Raw genomic sequence first — 22,374 nt, 5'->3', positions numbered from 1 at the left:
GGATCGAACCTTCGGATACAGCCCGCCCACCGGTGGTCGGGCTGCACCCGGAGATCAGATCGCGAGGTTCAGGCCTGCCAGGGCAGCGTTCGCCTGGTCGAGAACCGGTGCGACGGCAGTGCTCACCGCGGCGACGGTGTCAGCCACAGCGGGCTGCTCGAGCACTGTCGAGGTGAACTGCGTGGCCTGCTCGAAGGCCGGTTCGGTCCACACCGGGGCGTCGACGGCGCTCTGAACGCTGGGGGCATCCAGTGCCAGCGGCGCGGCGGTGACCGGCGGGGCCGGGGGTGCCGGGACGGCCTCGCGTGCCGGGAGCGGGGCGGGCTCTTCGATGATCTGCTGCTCACCGCCGAGGACGGTGGCACCGAGGACGCCACCGATCGCAGCGCCTGCACCGGTCAGACCGACAACGATCGGTGCCGACAGGGCTGCGCCGACGCCTGCTCCGGCGAGTGCTGCTGCGCCGGGGATGAAGACCCAGCCGACCGGTCCGCCCCAGACGATGGCTCCGGTGCCGGTGGTGGCAGCGACGCCGAGTCCGCCGCCGATCGCAGCGGCGGTACCGGTGATGACTGCGGCCGGGACGGCGGATGCGGCGAGGCCGGCCGCGCCACCGGCGACGACGCCGGTGATGGTGCCCGCAGCGATACGGTCCGCGCGGGACGCGTCGGCGAATCCGTTGTCCACGAGCCAGTTTCCACCGTCGGCCTGAATAGCGGCTCCGGTGTTGTTGAACTGCTCTACCAAGTTCGGATCGAGCAGGTTCGGGTCGTACGGCACGAGTTCGCCGCCGACGAGGACATAGCCCTCGGGTGCGTCGATCGGCGCAATGACCTTGCGCTGCACGGTCGGAACCGGCGGCGGGGTCGGCGGGGCCGCTTGCAGGGCGGGCGGTGCGTCGGTCGGTGCGGCCTGCGGCGCGGGGGCGGGCGCAGGCTCATAGTAGGTGTTCTGGTACGACGACTGCTGGTTGCCGGACCGGTAGTCGTTGTAGCTACGCCATTCGGTCTGCTGCACCTGGGGTGAGGCCTGGTAGCCGGGCAGGAACTGGCGTTCCTGGGTCGGCGCGGGCGGCGGCGCGACGGGGGTGGTGTCGGTGGTTCCGGACTGTGCGGTGTCGGGTGCGGTCACGAAGTCCTGTGGTGCTGCGTGTGCGGTCGCGGTGCCCCACGCGAGGGCGACGGCCACGGGAACGGCAGTGAGAACGAGAGCCCGGTCCCTGCGGCGGCGGTGACGCCCACCGATTCCTTGCTGAGGAGACATGAGTGGTGTGCCTTTCGTAAGCCGCTGTGATGCAGCGGTATTGGGTGATGTGTGACAGGAGTGGTTGATGGTGGAACCACCACTGTCCGCGCTGGGGAACGACCGAAAACGAGGGTCAGCCTTCGGGTGATCCCTCAGCGCGGACGGCGGGTGATGCCTTGGGAGTGGATGCCAGCGGGCGTCCGTTGCACGCTGGCATCCACGAGCTGTCAGCCCAGCAGGCCGAGCTAGAAGCGAAGTTTGCGAGACAAGCCGAGGAAGCTGCGTATTCCTTTCTGGTAGCGAGTGATTGGGTCAACAACCGGCAGGTTCGTGCGGTTCGGCACATGATGAGTGAAGCGTTACCGTACGACCCTCGTGCCGGGTCACCAGATGAGAGTGAGGGGCAGCCTCAACAGGAAACATGCCGGGCTCCATCTCAGGATTTTTCTTCGTGGCAAGGAGCTTGAGCTGGCGTAGATGTGCAGATCGAGCTCCCAGTCACTCGTGGTGAAACGTGGCGGCCTGGCCCCGGGCGGTGGGGCCAGGCCACCACGTCCTGAAACCGGCACTTGTTGGGCAGGTGCCGATTTCAAGCATTAGGCTCGTCAGGCGACGTGCTGGAGGTCAGAAAAGTTCGGCTGTTTGAATTGGCTCGATCGAGATGGCCACTGTGTCAGGATCTGGCCCGTGGATTCGTCGATCTCTTGGTGAGGCCGATCGCGGTCGTGCCCACCGTCGAGTGAGCACGCGACGAGGCCGATGCCGGCGACCGTGGTGAGGGAGGCGCACGGAGTCGACTCTGTGTAGCCGTGAGGGGGCATGGGGGCGGGTCGAAATCGTAACGGTTGAGGTTTCAGCAGCGATGTCATAGGTGCTCCAGTCGTGTGGACTGCGCTGTGCACCTAGGCTGGTAGGCCTGCGGGTGCCGTGTGTTCAGGCGCAGTTGTCATTCGCAGATACGGGACCCCGGGGCGTTCGGACGCCAATCACTTGCGCACCCGGGGTTTCTCTTACTTTGCTTCTGCCCCTCTTTCGATCAGGGGCATCGCCACCTCCACGTTTGCGACGGTGGAGGGTAACTGCCTGTCCTCCAGGTCAATAAAACGGTTCGACCTATCACGACATTTGCATCGTTTAAGGTCATGCACAGATTAGACCTTAGTGGAGGTGCGGCATGGTGTCTAGCAATGAACGGAATGCGACAGTGAGTCGACGCGTCTTGCGGGGGTTCGACCCGGCACGGCTGACGTCGCTGCGTGAAAGTAGAGGCATGAGCCGGGCGGATCTCGCACGAAAGTCCGGGCTCGGAGGTGCCACCGTCCAGCAATGGGAATCCGGCACCCGGAGTCCTCAGGTCGACACCCTGGCCCTTGTTGCGAAGACCCTCGGCCTGCCCATCAGTGAGCTTGTCGACGTACCCAGGGATCAGCGCTTCCCTGGAGATTGGCGCGTCCTTCTCGGGCTTACGCAGCCGCAGCTGGGCCAGCAGGTGGGTATCAGTACGTCGATGATTGCCCGTATCGAGCGCGGCGAGGTGAAGTTGACCGATGAGAATGCTCGCCGCCTTGCTGCGGCGCTCGAGATCGGGATCGATGAGCTCGTTCGCAGTTACGAGCGTGCGCGAGACCGGCCGGCTGGCGTTCAAGCGTGACGAGGCTCGCCAGTTCCTGAATCGGCAACGTCGTTGAGTCGACGTCGTGAACCGCAGCGACGGTAAGGGTGGCGCGGCGGGCGTCGGCATGAGTGCAGTATGTACCGGCGATCGAAAACAGAGCAACTTAGAAGCAAAATTTTTGCAAATTAGACGGGTTCGTAGCGACAACCTCGTAGTCCTGAGCTGCTTCTATGTCCATCCGGTACATTTACTTGGGAATTGCGATTTTTTTGCTTACCGGACATAGGATGCAGTAATGCAGGAAACAGACGACCTGGCCCGTTTTGGCAAGGTGGTGGCGGCGCGGCGGGCAAGGCTTGCGTTGACTAGGTTCGAGGTCCGTGATGCTGGTGGACCGTCGGACACCACACTTGGCAACATCGAAAACGACACTCTCGGTCGGGCGCCCAGTCCGGCCGTGATCAGGAAGCTCGACCAAGGCCTGCGGTGGAGCAAAGGGAGCGCAGCTGCTGTTCTCGCCGGTGGCGATCCTGTCCCCCTGGAGAGCCTGTCGAACAGAAACTCCAGATCGAGCAGTGCCGCCGCCGAGCCGGATGCAATTGTGCTTCCCCTGGACGAAATCAACAATCTGTTCGGGCTGCACCGGCAGCTCAATGCCGCGCACGAGAGCTGTCGTGGCGCGGATCCCCCACTAGAATACTTCGACCAGGTCGTCGGGGGATTCAACGCCTTTGTTTCCCGCGTAGCCGGACGGTATGCCACCGCGGTCTTGGAAAGAAGTGGGGGCCCTGGGAGAACCCTCCCTCCGATGGCGGAGATGGCATTCGGCCCCCTCCTCGATAAACCCGCCGCCGACTACGACCCGGTCGAGCGCGAAGAACAGCTCTACCGTCGCTGGCTGGCTGGGCGGCACGACGACATCGACGACGAGCTGGACGCCAGGTTCCAGGAGCGATGGGCGGAGCGCGAGTGAAGCAGTTGAAGTTGCGCAAGAAATGGGCAAGGGTGCTTGCTCGGGACCAAGCCTCTCGTAGTACTCCGCGGGGAGAGAACGTTCGGAAGGAACAGACCACAATGGACAGCCAGCTACCGCTACACGATCGAATCAGCAGGCTATTCGGGGGCTTCCGACATCTGGGGACACTCGATGATCTGGACCCGCAGGTCGCGGCGCATGTGAGCAAAAGCGTCGGTCGCCACGTCACTGCGGAAGAAGTGAAAGTGCTCCGCAGCCAGGCGGTCGACGACGCCGAACGAGACGTCCTCGAGGCAGTAGCGACCTTCTTCGAGTCGCCGGTTACCTACCTGGTCGGCACCACTGCCGAGCAGATGGACTATAACGCGCAGCTCGATTACTTCGACAATGTTCGGAACTCCCAGGCCACGGTATTTGCTCTACGAACTCGGGTACCGCAGCTGACTCCGGCGATCGCTGAGCGTCTGAGCGAGCTGGTCCGGGACACGCACGGACGTTTCGAGAAGCAGAATCGGCACGAACCGGCCGAAGCTGGCGAATCGACATAATGAGCTCGGTCCGAGACGCTGCCGCTGCAGCGAGAACTATCGACGACCCCGAGCTACGTGCCAGATCCTTCCTCGACACACTGCAACTGCAGTTCACGAGACCCTGGTCGATCGACCGATTCGTTGCCGAGGTTGGGTTCAAGATCGGCCGCGTCATTGTGATCCTCGATCTACCTGACGATCTGAGCGAAAGCGGCGAGGTCTCGGGCTTTTGGGTACGAACTGCCCCGGTCGATGTCATCTACGTCCGTGCGGACGTAGATCCGCTCTTCCGTGAACAATGCATCCTCCACGAAGTCGCACACATACTTCTCGGTCATGATGCCGATGTTGTTGTCACCGAGGACATTCTGGTCGAATCGTTCATGAGGATGGCTCCTGCCATTCCGAGGACAATGATCAGCGCACTTGCCGAGGAACAACGGGCGAAGGTGTGCTTCACACGAGTCCCGGATTTCCTTCAGCCCATCGAAGCAGAGGCCGAATGGCTCGGCACACTCATGCTTGCCCGCGCCGATTCCCTACGCAAGCCGTTCTACCCGGAGAACATCGACTCGAAAGACAAGGAGACCCTGCGCCGGGTGGCCACAATTTTTGGGTGGCAGATGTGAGCACGTTCTTCGAGGCGATACTGCCAATAGTGTTGCTGGTGTTCGGTCTTCAACGCCTACCGTTGTACAGGCGGAGGCCGCAAACTCGCCCCATGACGGTGCTACTGCTCACTCTCAGCGTTGCGCAGATGTTCAGAATTCATGCGCTGGCAGACGACAAGCTTGACCCTGTCATACACGACGTAACGGGCCTGTGGAACATATCTGTTCTGATAGCTCAGGCCATGGCGATTTGCGCCGCAACCCAATGGGTCGGGATGGTGGCTCACTCGACCCAACGTAGTTTCTCGCGTCGCTCTCGCTACGCGGTCACCGCGGCGTTGGTTGTCGGTCTGGTCGTCTCTTTTCTCCTTTCCCCCGCGCCGTCGAGACCTACATATTACCTAAGTCAGACCTTTCCAGCCGAAGGCTGGATGCTGGTCTACTGGGTCATCTTCCTCGGAAGCCTGTCGCTGTGCGTGGTAGTGCCGTTCTACCTGTTGGTTCGCATGGCTCTGATCGTGAAGACCGGAGAACTAGCGCGCGTTCTCACCGCTGCTGCGGTGGCGTGCGGGATGATCCTGCTCTACGCAGTTCACAAAATCGTCTACCTAGTTGCGTTCACCCGCGGCACAGAGAACTGGTACACCGACCACACCGTTCAGATATCGCTCTTCCTCATCATGTCGCCCCTGCTCGTCGCCGGATACGTTGCGTGGGTGTACATCTGGACGACACTGCTTCCTCGCGTCCAGCGGTACCGACGCATCGTTGCGTACATGGATGAGTGGCAGGCCTTGGCGACTCGAAGCAACGCCATCCTTGCGGACACTCTGATCCCGAGCTCCAAGCGGGCTGCCTGGCGTGCCAGCAGAAACTCCGTCGCGTCTACCCGACTCATGGTCGAGATGGTCGACGGTGAAGACGGTAAGGCAACTTCCGCGGGGGCGACTAGAAGATGAACGGGATCAAGCGCTTAGAGCGCGTCATGTATTCGGCGTACCCCTCTCCTATGCCCTCGAGCATCGCGGACTCTTCCGACGGGATCCGGTGGACATATCCCCCCGCCAGAAACGACACCATGACGGGGGCAAGCCAGTTCCCGTACGCGATGGAGAATCCCAGCGCGCAGATCAATGCCCCCGTGTACGAGGGGTGCCGAATCAACCGGTACGGGCCCGTCTGCACCACCAGTTGCTCTGGATGCGTGTGGACCTTGAACGTGAAGGACTCCCCGAGCTTCCGCGCCGAAGCCAGCCGGAGGGCCTGCCCGAGTGCAGCGGTGGTCAAGCCCACGACGAAAATCGTTCTCCGGTGCCGATTAATGACGGTTGCCGGCGAGGCCACGCTCAGCACGAGGCCTCCGCCGTACGCCAGTGCAAGGCCACGGCCAACTGCTCTACCGGACCCGTTGTCCCGATTCACAGAGCCCGCTCGCGGCCTCCGCTTGCCCATCCTGTACTCCGACAACGCAAATCCCGCGAAAGCGGTAGCCAAAACCACAGCGGCCGGTCGACTGGTCACGAACAAGGGCAGCCTCTTGACGATCATGCGACACAGCTTCTCAGACTCAGTAGCCGCTCCGAGACGAGCAGGGTACCGACCAACTTTAAGGACCAACGCATGACGACGGCGACACTACCGATCAAAGGCCTGGCACTGGTCGGGGTCGGTGCGTTCCTCGCCGCATCCTCCGCAACAATGTCCCTGTACATGGCTCCACAGCTGGTGAAAACGCCTCTCGACGTCGACTCCGCAACGGTCGCAACGGGCACCGCGACCTTGCTCGACACCGAAGCGCTCGTTCAGGGCGTCTCGAAAGTCGATCGCGACGTTCCCATTCGTGTCTTACAGCAGGTTACTGTCGAAGAACCGTCCGACAGCAACAAGATCACCATGCAATCCGCTGTTTTGTTGCAACGAGACGACAGACCTGGTGAACGAGGAACGGTCAACGCAACCGTCGACAGATTCACCGCCGACCGCAGAACTGCGATGCCGATGGACGATCCGATCGGGTCGATCCAGAAGTACGACGATCAACCCGCCGACGAAGTCACGCACGACGGGCTCTCGCTCAAGTTTCCGTTCGACGTCGAAAAGAGGTCCTATCCGTACTTCGATACGACCACGCGCCGCAGCCAGGACGTCCAGTTCGACGGCGAGACCAACATCAACGGCCTGGACGTCTACCGTTTCGTTCAGGACATCGCGCCCTTCGACACCGGCGGCAAGCTCAGCCTCCCTGCGTCGTACTGGGGTATCGACGGGGACGAAGAGATTCTGATGCACCGGTTCTACAAGGCACGCCGTGAGCTGCTCGTTGAGCCCACGACGGGTGCAATCGTCTTCGGGAAACAAGCGGTTCACCAGTACTACGGACGTACCGCTAACGACCCGTCGGCGGTCACCATCGTGGAAATGTCGCCAGAGCTCGACGCTGCCACGGTCGACGAGCAGGTGCAGCGGGCAGTCGAGTCCAAGCGTCTCATCGACTGGGCTGAGACATACGGTCCCGTTCTTCTCGGGCTCGCCGGTCTCTCTGCATTCGCACTCGGCGTTGGGGTGTGTTGCCGTCCGAGGCCCCCAGGGCCGAGTTCGCTGAATTCTGACGGACCGGCTCCTGGCGACAGAGGGGATGACATGCAGCAGCAAGCGACCGAGAGGACACTGTCGTGATCGATTGGATAGCCAAGGCACAGGAGCTTCGCAAAGAGGTCTTGGAACCTGCTGCGGCAGTGGTCGACGAGACCGCTGAGATTCCTGAGTCGCACTTCGACTTACTGGTCAGCCAAGGGCTCTACGGCGTAGCTTTAGGAAGCGACAATCCGCTCCAGACCATGTCCGCCGTAGGGGAGATCCTGGTAAGCGGTTGTTTAGCAACAGCGTTCGTATGGGCCCAGCATCACGGCACTCTCCTCAGACTCGCTACGTCGGGGAACGAGTCACTCAAAGCAGAACATCTCTCAGGCTTACGGATGGGCACGATTCGCGCTGGCGTGTCAGGCAGTGGCTACGCCTCACCGCAGCGACCCCTCGTCCGGGCCCACCGGACTGCGGATGGCTATCGGATCGAAGGCTGTGCGCCATTCGTGACTGGGTGGGGCATGATCGACGTCGTTGGAGTAACGGCGTACGACCAGTTAAACGACTCGACGGTCACGTTCCTCGTTTCGGCAGCAGGCGGTAGGGGCCTGTCCCATGAGCCGCTTCACTTGGCTGCAGCCAACGCATCTCGCACTGTCTCGCTTAAATTCGACGGCCTTGCCGTAGCCGACAGCAATGTCATGCACGTGCAACGAAAGAGCCTGAGCAAGCAAGGGCCAATGTCGACGATTGATCGTGCAATCGTTCGTATCAACGGCTCGCTGGCACTCGGGTTGTCGAGTCGATGCCTGACTGCCTTGGATGAGCTTGGTCAGAACAACCAAGCACTCACAGACGGGTTTATCAACCTCCGAAAGTCGTTGAATGAGGCCGTAACCGACACGAGGATCGATATTCACGAGGTACGAGCGCAGGTCTGCCGCTTCGCCGTCGACGTATCGGCATACTTCACAGCTGTAGCGGGCAGCAAGGCTGTGAGGCGCGGGGGGCTGGCTGAACGCACCGCACGCGAGGCGAATTTCGCGCTGGTTTGCACTGCCACTGCCGAGATACGCGCTCATCTACTGGCCAGCATTGAGCAGCAGCAGTCGATTGCCCAAACAAGCTCAGAAGGGTTCCAATCGAACGGGTTACTCACATCAATGTAATTTCCTTCGACGCTCTCGGCGTGTCTGAGCCCGTCGAACATGATTCTGCATCAGGATAGGCACTGGTTGGGACCGATGATGCAGATGAAGGAGGCCACGCTATGCCGATGCCCAGTAAGGGTGACCGGAAGCCGTTGACTGTCCGAATCCCGCTAGAGCTCATAAAAACGCTCGAAGAACAACAGAGTTCAGCAGGTGTGACATCTCTGGGTCAGTACCTGGCCGATCTCATCGCGATCGTGAATGACCGCGAGGACCTCGCGCTTGAACTCAACCGACCGCGAAACCAAGGAGTGTTGCCGCTGACTGCATGATCGTTCTGTCCCGAACTGACATTCGGCACATACGACCAACTGAATTAGCGCAGCACAGATAACGAAAAACCCCCGGCGGGCGGGCCGAGGGTTCTCGAAGTCAGAGAAGCGAGTGACTAGCTCGCAACTCGTTCTGTGGTGCTTTCCCCGAAGGGACTGTCTTGGAGGACATGTCTCAGGGTACATCGTGCCCTGAAGTAGGTACAAGATTGAATGCTCGTGTCGTCCATCCGGATGCGACTGCGGACCGGCTGTGGCGTCGTTTCGCACCGGCCATTGCTGCGCGTCGATCGATGCGTCTCTACGACCCGACGACCCGTAAATACGTGTCCGCGGGACCGTTGACCGTCAAACGGCCGGTACTGCCAGCGGCTGTGCCGCTGTTCTCACGCGCGCGCGCCGGCATCGTTGCCCTCGACTTCGACACCAAACACCACGGTCACGCCTGCGTTGTCGCCGACGTGAGGCGTCTGCTGGCCTGGTTGACCGAATGCGGTGGCCGCGCAGTCGTCGACCAATCGGCCAGCGGCGGCCGACACGTGCTGATACCGCTGGCACCGGGAAAAACAGTCACCGCCGACGAAGTACGGCCACTGCTACGTCTTCTTGCAGCGCGACTTCCGACGTTGGACATCACACCGATGACCAACCACAAATCCGGGTGCATCACCGTGCCGGGCTCGCAGTGCAAAGAAGGTGGCTACCGCACCCTCGTCGACCTCGACCCGGCTACAGCGGCCGACATCCTGACCGTCGGGTCCGATGCCGGCACACTCCAACGCCTCGAAGCCCTGCTCGGAGGAACGGGCCGCACGGTCACCAGCCCGATCGACACCCACATCCGCGCCGAGACGTCCACTGAACGCGTCCTCGGCAGCAGCGATGACGCCCGGTTGCACCCACGTTTCTGCCGTTCCGCCCCGCCGCCTCGCTGCGTCCTCGACTTCGCCAGCACCGGCCGCATCGACACCCGCCGCTGGCCCTCACGCTCGGAAGCACGCCAATCCGTCATCACCCACGCAGTCCTCGCCGGAGCCAGCGCCACCGAAATCCTCACCCGCGTCTCTGAGCCGGCATGGGCGGGTGTGCGTGCCGCATACGCCCGCTACGCCGAGCCCGAACGCGCCATCCGCCGCGACACTGCCCGCGCCCTCGACTGGGCCGCATCGACACTCCCCGAGCCAGTCCGGGATACCGGGCACAAGCAAAAGCACACAGGGGGTACCTACGATCCGGTACTTCGTTTATGGCTTACCCACGCCCAAACCTGGGTCGCCTCCGAGTTTCTTCATCGCCGGGATCGCTGGACCACCCATGCAGTCGTTCAGGCACTGGCGTGGGCTGCCGCAATGTCAGGGCAGTTAGTGGAAGGCGTCCCCACTGTCGGTGTCGGTGGGCGGTCACTGTCCATCGCCGCCGGCATGCTCCCCGAATCGACGGTGTGGTCCGTTCTGGAGCGGCTGCGGGACATGGAAGGCTCACCGCTGTTGCTGATCGAACGCGGAGTCGGCCAGAACCCCGATCGGTACGCACTAGTGCCCACACATGCGGGACGTGCGGCGGTAGTCGACACCGTGGCAGGGCCAGCCGAAGTGGAGTCGGTACACCCGGCGTGGAGTGTCATCGGGTGGCGTCACCGCGTCCTCTACGACGCAGTAGTTGCCGCAGCCGAGCCTCTGACGGCGGATGAGTTGTTCACTGCCATCGGGATGGGACGCACCAGCGGGTACGAGGCTCTGCTGGATCTACGCGTCGCCGGGCTCCTCACAATCGAGAACACCCACATCGGTATCGGGCCCGTCGAACTCGACGACATCGGCCATCGTCACGGCCTCACCTCGGCCGTTCGTGCCCGCATCGTGCGCCACCGCGCCGAACGCATCGTCTGGCGAGAATGGCTCGCAGCCCGGGAGGAAGCACGCACCCCGCCGGAGCCCGATCGGTCGGTGTTCGCGGTCGCCGACGATCACCCGGCCGATTCACCCGACCACGACTACATCCTGGCCGTGATGAACACCGGCCCACCGGACCCGTTCTAACGCACCGTGTATCGGCCACGAGTTCAGGGTGACACCGAGCACCGGCCTTGTTCGCTTTACTCGCTCTGGCCCTCCTCCAGCGCGGCTGGAGGCTGCAACGCCGGACCGAACTGGACTCTTGGTGCACTGGCGCTGTGTGGATGCAGGGCGGCGTGAGCGATCGACGTGCTCGATGTCAGCCCAGTCGACGTCCTTGGGTGTCGAGGTCAGATAATCGGTGCGTTGGGTTGGCGGCGGATGAAGTCCGCCATCCCGGGGACGGTGAACGCAACCAGGCCGCGGGCCGGCGACCAGATGAGTCCTTTGCGTATACAGGAGTCACGGTGCGGTGCCATCGATTGCGGATTCGACCCGAGGGCCTCGGCGAGGGCTGCCGTCCGCGGAGTATCGGTTCCGCTGCGTGCGATCGCCACCAGATAGCGTTTCTCGGCGTCGGTGGCCCGTAGCCACCGTGAGCTGTAGAAGCCGGAATCGAGCGAGGCGTGGCCGGTGTCCACGGCGTCCTCGGCATCGGCGAGGGTGAACGGGGACTGCTGGGCTGCCTGCCAGAGCTCGTGACCGAACACCTGAAGGAAGTACGGGTATCCATCGCTCGCCGCGACGACGTAATCTGCTGCCTCGGCGTCGATGTCCTGGTTCAGCCGGGCGATGGGTGTGACGATCGCATCGCGGGCCTGATCGTCGGCGAGCGGACCGATGGTCCTGTAGTCGAACTGGCGCTCGGCGTAGGACCGTGCGTCGGCCAAGGCTTGCGCAAGGTTCGGCAGGCCGGCACCGCACACGAAGAACGGCCACTCACGCTGAGCCGCACGGTGCTGGGTAGCCAGGATCACCTGCAAGAGCGCCGGCTCGAGTTCCTGCATCTCGTCGATGAACAGCCCCAGCGCGGTGCCGTCCTTGCGGAGTTCCTCGGTAAGATCTTCGACGAGGTCCTCGAATTCGACCCCCAGGCTTGGTTTCTCGGCACCGGCGGAGCGAGCGAGCTCGACTCCGACACCGAACGCGGTGGCGGACATCGAGAACTCTTCGGTCAACTGCCGGATCTTGTCCGCCACCGGGCCGGCGAACTGACGACGGCGTACAGCGCGAGAAATATCTTTGGCGATACGCCTCCGCAGGGCCTCGGCACCTTCCACACTGGTCTGAGCTTCGACCTCGACCACCACCCAATCGTGGCGGCGAGCTTGATCCGCCATGGTCGCCAGGAGCGTGGTCTTCCCTACCCCCCGGAGGCCCTGCAGCATCAACCCACGGTCGTAGCGCCGCTGTTTCGCGCGGGCGACCAACAAGTCGAACCGTTCGAGCTCGGTGGTGCGTCCGACGAGCTCGGGGGGTCGGGTGCCAGACCCGGGTGTGAAGGGGTTCAGTCCGTACTCCATGCACATAGACTATCGGATTGTATGTAGTTGTATCAGTCCTATTCATATACAGTCAGATACATACCGATAGATCGGTAACTCGGTGCAGATCCGGGCGCGCCACGTCGACAAGCAGGGCCGGGCGCAAAGGCAAGTGCTGCGACGTCTCTACTGTGTCGATGTCGGCTGATGGCATGAAGAGCGGCTACACACCGTCAAGGTATGTTGACGATTGGCCCGGAAGGTCTCGAACCCGCGCCTGAGCCTTCAAACGTCATCTGTCGCGGCTCACTGAACCTAGGTGCTGCGCCCAGGTTGCGGCAACGTGGCGGTGTCCGATCTCTGTGCTCGACGAGTTGGACGACGACCAAGGTGTCGGTGTGCCGGGTCGTGAGTGCGCCGCATCAGGTGCTGTCGCCGTTGGTGGATGGGTCGAGGAGCTGCAGGGTGCGTTGCAGGAGTTGCTCGATGCGGTCCTCGACGTCGTCGACCATGTCCGGTACGTCGGCCAACGCCGTGTGGGCGCGTCGACGTGCCTCGACACCCGAGCGGTAGTACCCGGAGTCGAGCTCCAGGGGCACTGGCTCCGGAACGATGGGGTCACGCCGATCGGTACCACCGTCGGTGGGTCTGGCGAGGAGGCGGCGCGGGGTGTGCAGTGGAGAAGCCCCGGTGCGGTGCCTGGCGATCACCGCTCCGACCTCGGCGGCGGTCATCGCCGTCACCGGCAAGGGTAGGTGGCCCCACCGGTCGATCGGCACCGCGACCGGACCACTGCGAAGCGGCAGCCCCGTCATGTCGGGAAAAGTGTTGCGCTGCAAATGTTCTGCCAGCAGCGTGGTCGACGGGTAGCGCTCGGAGAACTGCAGGACCGGGTGCCACCGATCCCATATCGTGACCGGTTCGAAACCGGTGGAGTCGTTGGGGGCGATACGGATGCGGTGGCGGCTGCCGATCCACACAGCGTCGCCGTCGGTGGTGATCTCGGTGCGGTCTACTTTCGCAATAGCTTTGTGGGACAGGCCTGCTCCGGCGAGCATGAGAAGAACGGCGTCACGGCGACCGAACAGTGCCGCTGTCGATCCGGAGGTCGGCAGTCCGGCCGCGATCATCATCTGGTCCTGCTCAGCACGCCGGATCGTTCGCTCACTACGTGCCGAGTCCAGTGCGATCCGAATCGAGGTGACTCCGCCGGGGGCGGGTTGGCCGGCATCGAGGTGAGCGCGGTTGATCGCAGAAACCCGGCGCAACTGAACCGCGTCGCCGGCAGGGTTCTCATCGAGGAACTGCGCCAGCGTGATCGGCGACGCAGGTAGAGCCTCGACGTCGGCCGCAGCGCACCAATCGACGAACAGTGACCACTGATAGCGGTAACCGCTCACCGTGCTGACCTGTCTCGGTGTCACAGTGCGACGGTACCGGGCTGAAGGCCGACCGATCAGGGACGTCGCCGAGGGTCGCCCGCCGCGAACGTGGCACGCATGCGCGTCGACGGCATCGCTGTCGACGGTCGATGGTGCAGGTACGCCACAGGCATCGATGTCGGCTTGCGATGAAGCCACAGGACGTAGCCAGTCTTGTGGCTTCATCGTGTGTGCCGTACTCGAGTCTTACTCGGCGAGCTTGGCGATCGACTGCGCCCAGAGGAAGTACTTGTTGCGTCCGAGATCGCCGATGGTCGTGATGTTGAATGCGGCCTTGAGATGCTCGGCATCGCCAGGGCTAACGCCCTGCAGTGCTTCGACGGGTGCGTCGACGAGCTCGGTGAGTGGCTTGTCTTCGTATGCTTTGTCGAGCTTGTCAGCGATTCCAGCCATGGAGGTGCCTCCTTGCGTCTCGGGTAGCGGTGCCTGTTCGACACCGCCACCCGAGGGTACGGAACGCCCACTAGAAACCGTTGCGCTGCAGGCACTGCGCCGTATCGGCGACCGCCTCGAACGCGTCCTTTGGACCGTGGCCTTCAAAATCCGTAAAACGGTGGGTACGTGGTGGGATTGTCCGGCGTCGTATCGATTCGTGCGGTCCGAAGAAGATCTGCGATAGCGGACTCGCCGGCACCGATGGTGGCGAAGTGGGGGTCGACGTCGTTGGCGATGCACCACGCATGATCGGCTGGCCACACAAACGCAGGTATCGGCAGCTCACCAGTGCCGTCTCGGGCGTCCTTCCACGTCGACACGTCCTCCGCAGTACCTCGAAAGAGGTAGCAGGGCCGCTCCGGGATCGAGACTGTCGCGGCCTGCATGTGGTCGAGGTTTTCGTAGCCCTCCCAGATCAGGAAATAGCAGTCGTCCGGAGTTGTGGTGAACCGGGCGAGGGTGGAGACAGCGATTCCGAGCTGGGCGATCTCGGGCGGTCCGTCGTTGGCGAAGTCGGTGTCCATTTCGCGCTGACCGTCGTAAGTCGGATCCGGGATGAATCTCAACCGTGCGTAACGCTCGTACCCCGACGGGCCGCGGGTGACCAGATCCCACCAGTCGCGTCTTTGATCGATCAACCATCGAGCGGGTGAGCCGTCACGACACGGAGTGATGGTCATCTGGACGCCGCCGTCTGCCGACTACGCGCCTGACCGCACGACACCGGTGGGTGTGGACTGCAACACCAGGTGTTTCGGAGGGTGGCCGCTCCAAGGCCGGCCGCTGGTACCCGTACCGCCATCTCGGCGCTCTCGCCCTGCCACAACGTCATTCGACAATGTCCCAGTCCAGTACCCCGTTGTCGACCGCTGCTGTGTACCAGCCGATCGATATCTGATCGGTCACGGCCGACCTGACGTCGCAAACAAATGCTTCCAAAGACGGCCAGGTTGGCACACCCAGGTGCCCGCCGTCGTCTGATCGGTACGACACACTCCCCCGCATCTCTCCCGAACGGGTGTCGCAATACATCAGATTCGAATCCCAAGCCGCGATAGGGACGTACCCCGGTAGGAACAGGTGATCTTCTGCCTCGACGCCCGCCTCGACCAGGTTGTCGACGATCTCGGCGTAGGTCCCGTCGTAGATATCTGGTTCTGTTGCAACGATATCCGCCATGACTTCGACCATGTCGGAATGCCGCTGAGGTATCTCCGCGACCTGCAGCAGACGTCCAGCCGGAACGACGAGTCCCGCGCCGCCGACCTCGTTCTGACCGTCATGAAGGCCGAAGAATTCGCGAAGCCCGTCCGGCCACGGAACCGTCGCTGCCTCGGCCCGTTTCACCGCGCTCGTCGACGCACATGGCCTGAGCGTTCGCGCCGTCACCGGTGCCACGTCCCGCAGCGCAGTCACGAGGAGGTTCCACTCCTGAGTCAACGACATTGCCCGACCATACTGCGCAGAGGGATCTTTCGATTATCGCAACGCAGATCGCTTCGAGACAGTTACCGCACCGTCAACAGGCGTTGACGATCGACGGCTCAGCTGACTGCCGGTGGTTGTCGGATAGCCGGTCTGTAGTGCCGCCTGGACTACTCTTCGGCCACTCCAACACCTACGCCGAAATTGCCGGCTATGGCCTCTTGTGCCTGGTAAGACGACCTTGATGTCGATGGCCTCGGTCGGGTGAAGAAACCCCCGGCGACCCACGCAGATCGAGACCCTTAACTTCCACGCTGCGGTCGATGTCGAAGCGGGCCCCCGTGATTCCCCTGGAATCGCCGTCACGCATCCGGGGATGGGTGAGCGACCAGCTGTTCGGTCTCGTCGCCGCCGACCTGGGAGGGGGCAAGCTGGTGAAGCAGGAGGACACGGGCATCCTGCTTTACGAGGACGAGGTGAAGCTCCCGTGGCGTGTCACCTCCAGGCCGACGCAGCAGTGCTCATTGTTTTCGGCAAAACCTCTTGAGCCTTGTGCGTCAATCTATTTCCCACGATGTTGGGTGGCCCGCTGCGTACAGTCGTGCCACGTCCATCAGTTTGTGTGCGGGCGGCGTGAGATGGGTCGTCCGGCACACGGCAGCGACGTGCAGATAGGACCCGGGAACGATGCGGTGCACTCTGGCTCCTGATTGGCGCGCGGTCGGAGCCCACGACGATGGCATCACTGCCTGACCGAATCCACTGAGCACCATAGGAAGGATGGAGGTGCGGTGCGCTACCTCGGCGGCGATGGTGGCATCGACGCCGCTCGCAAGAACATCGTCGACGAGCGTTCTCATCAAGGAACCGTGCTGCGAGACGATCAGCCGTAACCCGGACAGCTCGGAGCGTTCGATGACCGGTGAGTCCGGTGTAACCGCGTCTACGCTCGAGATGAGAATCAACGGCTGACTCTCCAGCGCAACGACCTCGAGCTCAGGAGCGCGGACCTCGCTGGGCGAGCCCAGAATGCCCACTTCACATGCCCCGGTTCGTACCGCATGCAGTACCTCTTCCGGCGTGAACGCAGCCTCGGCGTTCACCGTCACAGCGGGATACAACGCGCTGAACCGGGTCAGAATCGTTGTCAGCGGTTCGATCCCGGGCGAGGGCATCGTAATCAGATCCACGCGTCCACGTCGCAGACCCTTCAGAGCATCGATCGATGCGGTGGCGTCGTCGAGATCACGCAGCACCACTCGCGCTGGGCCGATCAAGGTCTCACCCGCCTCGCTCAGTACCAGCCTGCGTCCGATGCGATGAAAAAGCGGAACACCCAGCTCCCGTTCCAGCGTCGCGATCGATTGGGATAGCGATGGTTGCGCAATGAGCAACGCCTCTGCCGCGCGGTTGATGCCGCCCTCGTCGACTACGGCCAGGAAGTACTTCAGGTGCCGCGCATCCATACAGGATCGTTCCTTCCGGTTGCGCCGGGTGTGCAGGTGTGTAGGGCTGACAGAAATTCATCTGCTGGCCAGTCTAGCTGCGGGAATCTCTCACAGTTAGGAAAAACCGATAAGACGCATCGGCTTTTGGTCATGGACGCACGCCCGCCTGTGACCGCTTAATGGTTCAAGACAGAATGTGATGTGCACTACTACGGAGGAACTCATGGCTACCGAACTCACCACCTACAAGATCGCATCGATCCCGGCTGACGGTGTCGGTCGCGAGGTCGTCGAGGCGGGCCAGCGCGTACTGGACGTCCTGGCCGAACAGTCCGCCGGCAAGTTCGCCTTCCAGTGGGACGAATTCCCCTGGGGCTGCGGGTACCACGCCGAGACCGGCAAGATGATGGCCGACGACGGACTCGAAACCCTCAAGAGCTACGACGCGATCTACTTCGGCGCCGTCGGCTGGGAGAACGTCCCCGACCACATCAGCCTGTGGGGCCTGCGCCTGAACATCACCCAGAACTTCGACCAGTGGGCCAACGTCCGACCGGTGAAGTTCCTGCCCGGCGTCCAGTCCCCGCTCCGCAAAGCCGACCATACCGAACTCGACTGGGTCGTCGTTCGCGAGAACAGCGAAGGCGAGTACGCCGGACTCGGCGGACGCAACCTCAGCGGCCGCGGCCCCGGCAACGAGGTTGCACTACAAACCGCCCTGTTCACAGAGAAAGGCTGCGAGCGGATCATGCGCTTCGCGTTCGATCTCGCGCGTACCCGCACCGTCAAAAAGGTGTCCAGTGTCACCAAGTCCAACGCACAGCAGTACGGAATGGTGCTGTGGGACGACGTCTTCAAGCGCGTCGCCCTCGACTACCCGGACGTCACCACCGAAAGCGTGCTCGTCGACGCCATGAGCGCCAAGTTCATCCTGCACCCCGAGGACCTCTCGGTCGTCGTGGCCTCGAACCTCAACGCCGACATCCTCTCCGATCTCGGATCCGCCCTCGCAGGCTCCCTCGGTATCGCCGCGAGCGCCAACCTCAACCCCGAGCGCCGCTTCCCGAGCATGTTCGAACCCGTCCACGGCTCGGCCCCCGACATCGCAGGCAAGGGCATCAGCAACCCGATCGGCGCGATCGCCAGCGCAGCACTCATGCTCGACCACTTCGGCCTGCACGACGAGGCGCGCCGCGTCGAAGCTGCCATCGAAACCGCCACCGGCAACGGAGCATTGACCCGCGACATCGGCGGCACCTCGGACACCCACGAGGTCACCGAAGCCATCGTGCACGCACTGCAGAACGCTCTGACCCCAGCCTGATCCTGATTGGACCTGCACCACGCCAGACCCGGCCGGCTCGACAGGTGATCCCGTCGAGCCGGCCGACACCACAGTCGGTCGGTAACTCTCGACCACAACCTTGACTATCGCGAACTCTCACCAGAGGTGAATCTCATGGGAACCACAAGCAGCACAGCGAGTTACCAACCGACCACGGTCAAAAAACCCTGGTATAAACAGCTCTATTTCTGGGTCATCGTCGCCATCATCGCCGGTATCGGCGTCGGATGGCTCTGGCCCAGCACCGGCGAAGCGATGGAGCCGATCGGCACCACCTTCATCACGGCAATGAAGATGCTTATCGGACCGATCGTGTTCCTGACCATCGTCGGCGGCATCGCCTCGGTCGCCGACCTGAAGAAGGTCGGCCTCACCGGCATCAAGGCGCTGACCTACTTCCAGGTCGGCACGATCATCGCGATGATGACCGGCCTGGTAGCGATCAACATCTTCCGGCTCGGTGACGGTGTCAACGCCGACGCAGCATCGCTGGAAACCACCGACTCCGCCAGCAGCTTCATCAAGGCAGGCGAAGAAAAGGAGTGGTGGGAGTTCATCACTCACCTCGTCCCGGACAGTGTCGTCGGCCCCTTCGTCGAAGGCGACATCCTGCAGGTCATTTTCCTTGTTCCTGCGACTTAGACAGGGAACAGCCTCGCGGTGCGGCGCTGTGTTTTGGGTGTCGGTAAGACGCACGTTGCCCACCTTGAGAATGGTGGCGGCGGCGCTTGTGGACGCAGCCAACCGTCAAGTCCCCATCCTCGACACTGAACTCGCCGCAGGCTGAGTCGGTTGCAGCCGACGAGTCGCGCGACACCCCATAGGTCACCATCTTGTGAGACGACCGTCCAACCTGTTGTGATGGATGCCAACGCTAGTGATGATAGCTATCTATGCTAGCAACGCTAGAGGTTCTGACGCCGGGCATGATTTCGCCTGGGTTGAACAAAGCGCCCAGTCCGTACGTGATCACAGCTCGCGATTGTTCGGTTTGCGATGTTGCTGCCTGGCGCAGTCCGTCGCAGTTTTATCGCCTCTCAGTTCAATCCGCCGAACCGTGGGTCCGGCGGATTGAACTGACGCATTGTGGAGCAAGGTGTTGCAAGGCTCTGCAACGCCAGCCCTGTACAGACACTCTTGGGCTTCGGCATACGCGAGTGCTAGGCCATCTAGCATTGCTATTTATCCTGCTGAGGGCCGTTGCACGCGAGATTCGCCTGCGCGCAGACGGGCAGTTAACCGGGTTCGCTCCGTTCGCGTTCTGTTGAGCAGTAATTGAAGAGGTATGGGTGCAATGATAGCTAGCGTAGCTAGCAAAGAATGCAAAGCGAGCGGAGCGTCGGAACGTAGGCTAACGTAGCTGGCATAGCTAGCAAAACAACGCTAGATAGGCGTGATGCACTAGATGCGATTGCTACACACGCGGTGCTAGCGAGGCAAGTGAGAGTTGCTTGTCTAGCACGGTAATCTTGCGTAACTAAATGCGCTTGGCTAGATACGCAAGGCGCTGCAGCGCGGCGTGCAAGCAGTGCGAGACGGGCGAAGCGAGCTACGCAAGCGAGCAAAGCACTCGTCGCAAGGTTCGCTCCGCGTGTTAACGCAGCACACGAAGCAATTGGCTATAGCGTAGCGAGCCAGAAGGCTTGCAGGGCATACGTCCAGGGTGCGAGCCAACGCAGTTTTCCTCGGAGAAAAGTTCGTTGGCCTTGATCCTCAAACAGAGAAAGGAACGCGAATCCCAATGTCGACGTCGTCGAAGCAACCCAGGAAGTTCGCGATATGCAACCAGAAGGGTGGGGTTGGGAAGACAGCGACAACACTCGGATTGGCGAGTGCATTGGCAGACAAGGGCAAACACGTCCTCGTCATCGATATGGATCCTCAGGCCAACGCGACGACCGGTCTGGGAGTCGACGTTGATGACGACATGCGAACTACCTTCGACCTGATGTCGGTCACTGGCGAGGGTGCAGCAGCGGATGCGGTAGTAGCAACCGAATGGGATCGGGTCGACCTGATCGCGGCGACTCAGAGCCTCGCCAATCTTGAGGCTGACGGTGCAAACGACTTGATCTTTCGGTTGGATATCGCGCTTGAGGGTGTCGATCTGTCGCCTTACAGTGCAGTTTTCATCGACTGCCCGCCGTCGCTTGGAAAGTTACTTTTCGCGGTCCTCTGCGCCTGCGACTCAGTCATCGCGGTCACCGAACCCACCATCGACAGCGTGCGAGCGATTACCAAGGTTGAGGAAACCATCACCAACGTCAAGCGGCGTGCGAACCCTCGTCTCGAGCTCGAGAAGATCGTCTTGTCTAAGAAACGAAGGACCTCGGAGCATCAGTATCGCGAGGACGAGTTGCGTGCTGCATACGGCGAATTGGTTGCAAGAGCGGGGATCCCGGAGCTGGCGGCGCGCCAAGACGCTCATAGCAGCCACACTCCCATCCATTCTTACAAGGGAGGCCGGGCGATAGACCTGCAAGTCGCCTACGACGCCCTGCTGAAAGAACTGTCTATCGACCTCCTAGGAGAGCCTGCCGCATGAACGCACAACGCGAACCCGCCATCCGCCGCCATCCGGCTGCAGACCTCCCTTCGCGACCGACCGCTTCACCCCGGCGCGTTGGGCTCGAAGCACAGCAAGAATCAACCGGGTCGCCGAGCGTCGACGTTCCGACCAGTGCTGGCGGTATCAGGCCGACAAACGAGCCCACTCTTCCGGCAACGAACGAACCGTTGGCTCAGCACAATGCGCGGCCGGCGGCAGGACCAGGCGGAGAAAAATTTACTGAGCAGCACAATGTGCGGATACGGAGTTCTACCAAGCTTCGTTTGAACAGAGCCGTCGACAGGCTGCGGTACGAGACAGGGGACCGATCAATCAGTATTGCTTCCTTGACCGACGCAGCGCTCTGTGAGTACCTCGACAAGCGGGGCATCTAGACCGTTGAATGAGGATCCCCGCTTGCTGTGCTAGCTAGCGTTGCTAGCACAGCCCTTTTTGTGACCCATAAGTATTCAGTCACGTACATGTGCGCGATGGCAGACCTAAGGCGGGACCGAGATTTCAGGCACCCCCACCGAGGCTCGGCGTCCTTTTTGACGATCGTCTATCGAGACACCCCGCGGCCGAATCGTGTCAGTTTCAGAAGACGGCGGCACTTTTTGCTGGCGATTTGTGGGTGAGTGCAGTGGTCTTCTGACATTCTGATGTCAGAAGTGCGCTGCACGATCGCGTTCGGCTCTCGGTGACAGGGGAGGCTTGTGGTGGACCCGGGCAAGCTCGACGTCGTGGAGACCGGTGTGCTGACGGCGTCGGGGGAGCGGTGGGCGCAGGCAGAGACCCGATTCGCTGTCTTGGCTCCCTTGCTGGAGATGCATCCGGTGCGTTTGGCAGCGGTCGATGATGCGGCCGAACGACTGGGGTTGTCGCGGCGTCGGGTCTATGCGTTGCTTGGCAAACTCAGGGACGGGACAGGTACGGTCACCGATCTTCTGACGAAGGTCTCGCCGGGTGGGCGTGGCCGCAGCCGAGTAGCGGCTGAGGTCGAAGAGGTGATCGGCGATCATCTCACCCGATATTTTCTTCACCGCCAGAAGCTGAGTGTCGCTGCGCTGCATCGACGTATCGCGTTGGCGTGTCACCGCGCGGGTCTGCCAGTGCCGGCCAGAAACACCGTCACCGCACGAATCGCCGCGCTCCATCCGGCATCGGTGGCCAGGTCACGCGGAGGACCCGATGCCGCCCGCCCACGTCAGTCCGCCGGCGACAGTCCACCGACAGTTGCGGGGATTCTCGATCAGGTCCAGATCGACCACACCGTCGTCGATCTGATGGTCGTCGACGAGTACGAGCG

General features: G+C 62.2%; 18 protein-coding genes and 2 pseudogenes. 12 read left to right on the top strand and 8 right to left on the bottom strand.

Annotated features, from left to right (window positions below):
• Positions 1 to 54 precede the first annotated feature (54 nt).
• On the bottom strand, positions 55 to 1,263 hold the full coding sequence (locus tag K414_RS0100115; protein WP_068050844.1) for a hypothetical protein: 1,209 nt from the start codon (positions 1,261 to 1,263) through the stop codon (positions 55 to 57).
• Positions 1,264 to 2,419: 1,156 nt separating this feature from the next.
• Here K414_RS0100115 and K414_RS25515 point away from each other — a divergent pair.
• The 5 genes from K414_RS25515 to K414_RS0100085 all read left to right on the top strand — a co-directional run bounded on the left by K414_RS25515 (position 2,420) and on the right by K414_RS0100085 (position 5,936).
• A complete protein-coding gene (locus K414_RS25515; protein ID WP_027494123.1) occupies positions 2,420 to 2,896 on the top strand; it encodes a helix-turn-helix transcriptional regulator in 477 nt (158 codons plus the stop codon).
• A gap of 259 nt (positions 2,897 to 3,155) precedes the next feature.
• Complete coding sequence (locus K414_RS25510) at positions 3,156 to 3,833, top strand: helix-turn-helix domain-containing protein (protein ID WP_032407514.1); 678 nt, start codon at positions 3,156 to 3,158, stop codon at positions 3,831 to 3,833.
• Between the two features lie 101 nt (positions 3,834 to 3,934).
• Positions 3,935 to 4,384 (top strand): hypothetical protein, encoded by a 450-nt coding sequence (locus tag K414_RS0100095; protein ID WP_027494122.1) that lies wholly within the window; start codon positions 3,935 to 3,937, stop codon positions 4,382 to 4,384.
• Positions 4,384 to 4,995: a hypothetical protein gene (locus tag K414_RS0100090; RefSeq protein ID WP_027494121.1), complete on the top strand. Its 612-nt coding sequence runs from the start codon at positions 4,384 to 4,386 to the stop codon at positions 4,993 to 4,995. The genes K414_RS0100095 and K414_RS0100090 overlap by 1 nt, the downstream gene beginning before the upstream one ends.
• 92 nt (positions 4,996 to 5,087) lie before the next feature.
• Complete coding sequence (locus tag K414_RS0100085; RefSeq protein WP_139278505.1) at positions 5,088 to 5,936, top strand: hypothetical protein; 849 nt, start codon at positions 5,088 to 5,090, stop codon at positions 5,934 to 5,936.
• On the opposite strand, the gene K414_RS29495 is transcribed toward K414_RS0100085, so the two are convergent.
• Complete coding sequence (locus K414_RS29495) at positions 5,926 to 6,270, bottom strand: isoprenylcysteine carboxylmethyltransferase family protein (RefSeq protein WP_231893830.1); 345 nt, start codon at positions 6,268 to 6,270, stop codon at positions 5,926 to 5,928. The two genes, K414_RS0100085 and K414_RS29495, sit on opposite strands and share 11 nt — an antisense overlap.
• Before the next feature lie 327 nt (positions 6,271 to 6,597).
• Between K414_RS29495 and K414_RS25505 the strand changes: the two genes are divergently transcribed.
• The 3 genes from K414_RS25505 (at position 6,598) to K414_RS25495 (ending at position 11,082) form a co-directional block, all read left to right on the top strand.
• The gene (locus K414_RS25505; RefSeq protein WP_051364804.1) at positions 6,598 to 7,653 is read left to right on the top strand and encodes a DUF3068 domain-containing protein; all 1,056 of its coding nucleotides are present in this window, start codon (positions 6,598 to 6,600) and stop codon (positions 7,651 to 7,653) included.
• On the top strand, positions 7,650 to 8,729 hold the full coding sequence (locus tag K414_RS25500) for an acyl-CoA dehydrogenase family protein (RefSeq protein WP_051364802.1): 1,080 nt from the start codon (positions 7,650 to 7,652) through the stop codon (positions 8,727 to 8,729). The genes K414_RS25505 and K414_RS25500 overlap by 4 nt, the downstream gene beginning before the upstream one ends.
• Positions 8,730 to 9,252: 523 nt before the next feature.
• Positions 9,253 to 11,082 carry a hypothetical protein gene (locus tag K414_RS25495; RefSeq protein WP_139278506.1) on the top strand — a complete coding sequence of 610 codons (1,830 nt, stop codon included), beginning with the start codon at positions 9,253 to 9,255 and terminating at the stop codon, positions 11,080 to 11,082.
• A 206-nt stretch (positions 11,083 to 11,288) separates the two neighbouring features.
• Here K414_RS25495 and K414_RS0100055 read toward each other — a convergent pair whose 3' ends face one another.
• From K414_RS0100055 to K414_RS0100025, 6 genes are all read right to left on the bottom strand, one after another.
• Positions 11,289 to 12,461, bottom strand: coding sequence for an ATP-binding protein (locus tag K414_RS0100055; protein ID WP_027494118.1), 1,173 nt, complete (start codon positions 12,459 to 12,461; stop codon positions 11,289 to 11,291).
• 383 nt (positions 12,462 to 12,844) lie between these two features.
• Positions 12,845 to 13,846, bottom strand: a complete 1,002-nt coding sequence (locus K414_RS25490; protein ID WP_237606104.1) for a hypothetical protein — start codon at positions 13,844 to 13,846, stop codon at positions 12,845 to 12,847.
• Positions 13,847 to 14,050: 204 nt separating this feature from the next.
• On the bottom strand, positions 14,051 to 14,257 hold the full coding sequence (locus K414_RS0100040) for a hypothetical protein (protein ID WP_027494117.1): 207 nt from the start codon (positions 14,255 to 14,257) through the stop codon (positions 14,051 to 14,053).
• A 143-nt stretch (positions 14,258 to 14,400) separates the two neighbouring features.
• The gene (locus K414_RS0100035; protein ID WP_027494116.1) at positions 14,401 to 14,979 is read right to left on the bottom strand and encodes a hypothetical protein; all 579 of its coding nucleotides are present in this window, start codon (positions 14,977 to 14,979) and stop codon (positions 14,401 to 14,403) included.
• Positions 14,980 to 15,127: 148 nt separating this feature from the next.
• Entirely contained in the window at positions 15,128 to 15,745 is a 618-nt protein-coding gene (locus K414_RS0100030; protein ID WP_027494115.1) for an SMI1/KNR4 family protein, read from the bottom strand.
• Positions 15,746 to 16,281: 536 nt separating this feature from the next.
• Positions 16,282 to 17,190, bottom strand: coding sequence for a LysR family transcriptional regulator (locus tag K414_RS0100025; RefSeq protein WP_027494114.1), 909 nt, complete (start codon positions 17,188 to 17,190; stop codon positions 16,282 to 16,284).
• Between the two features lie 205 nt (positions 17,191 to 17,395).
• Between K414_RS0100025 and K414_RS0100020 the strand changes: the two genes are divergently transcribed.
• The 4 genes and pseudogenes from K414_RS0100020 to K414_RS0100005 form a co-directional block, all read left to right on the top strand.
• Entirely contained in the window at positions 17,396 to 18,496 is a 1,101-nt protein-coding gene (locus K414_RS0100020; RefSeq protein ID WP_027494113.1) for a tartrate dehydrogenase, read from the top strand.
• A 135-nt stretch (positions 18,497 to 18,631) separates the two neighbouring features.
• Positions 18,632 to 19,144: pseudogene (locus tag K414_RS0100015) on the top strand (cation:dicarboxylase symporter family transporter); the annotation flags it as partial.
• Between the two features lie 1,114 nt (positions 19,145 to 20,258).
• On the top strand, positions 20,259 to 21,062 hold the full coding sequence (locus K414_RS0100010) for a ParA family protein (protein WP_032407517.1): 804 nt from the start codon (positions 20,259 to 20,261) through the stop codon (positions 21,060 to 21,062).
• Between the two features lie 722 nt (positions 21,063 to 21,784).
• A pseudogene (locus K414_RS0100005) lies at positions 21,785 to 22,374 on the top strand (transposase); the annotation flags it as partial.

The sequence above is a fragment of the Rhodococcus sp. JG-3 genome, assembly GCF_000482405.1.
GTDB classification, from domain to species: domain Bacteria; phylum Actinomycetota; class Actinomycetes; order Mycobacteriales; family Mycobacteriaceae; genus Rhodococcoides; species Rhodococcoides fascians.
This window is presented reverse-complemented; position numbering and strand designations above follow the sequence as displayed.

Bases quoted from the DNA above. Each gene is read 5' to 3' on its own strand.
- K414_RS0100035 (WP_027494116.1), bottom strand. From the start codon at position 14,979: ATGACCATCACTCCGTGTCGTGACGGCTCACCCGCTCGATGGTTGATC.
- K414_RS0100010 (WP_032407517.1), top strand. From the start codon at position 20,259: ATGTCGACGTCGTCGAAGCAACCCAGGAAGTTCGCGATATGCAACCAG.
- K414_RS0100095 (WP_027494122.1), top strand. From the start codon at position 3,935: ATGGACAGCCAGCTACCGCTACACGATCGAATCAGCAGGCTATTCGGG.
- K414_RS0100025 (WP_027494114.1), bottom strand. From the start codon at position 17,190: ATGGATGCGCGGCACCTGAAGTACTTCCTGGCCGTAGTCGACGAGGGC.
- K414_RS25515 (WP_027494123.1), top strand. From the start codon at position 2,420: ATGGTGTCTAGCAATGAACGGAATGCGACAGTGAGTCGACGCGTCTTG.
- K414_RS0100085 (WP_139278505.1), top strand. From the start codon at position 5,088: ATGACGGTGCTACTGCTCACTCTCAGCGTTGCGCAGATGTTCAGAATT.
- K414_RS25505 (WP_051364804.1), top strand. From the start codon at position 6,598: ATGACGACGGCGACACTACCGATCAAAGGCCTGGCACTGGTCGGGGTC.
- K414_RS0100055 (WP_027494118.1), bottom strand. From the start codon at position 12,461: ATGGAGTACGGACTGAACCCCTTCACACCCGGGTCTGGCACCCGACCC.
- K414_RS0100030 (WP_027494115.1), bottom strand. From the start codon at position 15,745: ATGTCGTTGACTCAGGAGTGGAACCTCCTCGTGACTGCGCTGCGGGAC.
- K414_RS0100020 (WP_027494113.1), top strand. From the start codon at position 17,396: ATGGCTACCGAACTCACCACCTACAAGATCGCATCGATCCCGGCTGAC.
- K414_RS0100115 (WP_068050844.1), bottom strand. From the start codon at position 1,263: ATGTCTCCTCAGCAAGGAATCGGTGGGCGTCACCGCCGCCGCAGGGAC.
- K414_RS25510 (WP_032407514.1), top strand. From the start codon at position 3,156: ATGCAGGAAACAGACGACCTGGCCCGTTTTGGCAAGGTGGTGGCGGCG.
- K414_RS0100040 (WP_027494117.1), bottom strand. From the start codon at position 14,257: ATGGCTGGAATCGCTGACAAGCTCGACAAAGCATACGAAGACAAGCCA.
- K414_RS0100090 (WP_027494121.1), top strand. From the start codon at position 4,384: ATGAGCTCGGTCCGAGACGCTGCCGCTGCAGCGAGAACTATCGACGAC.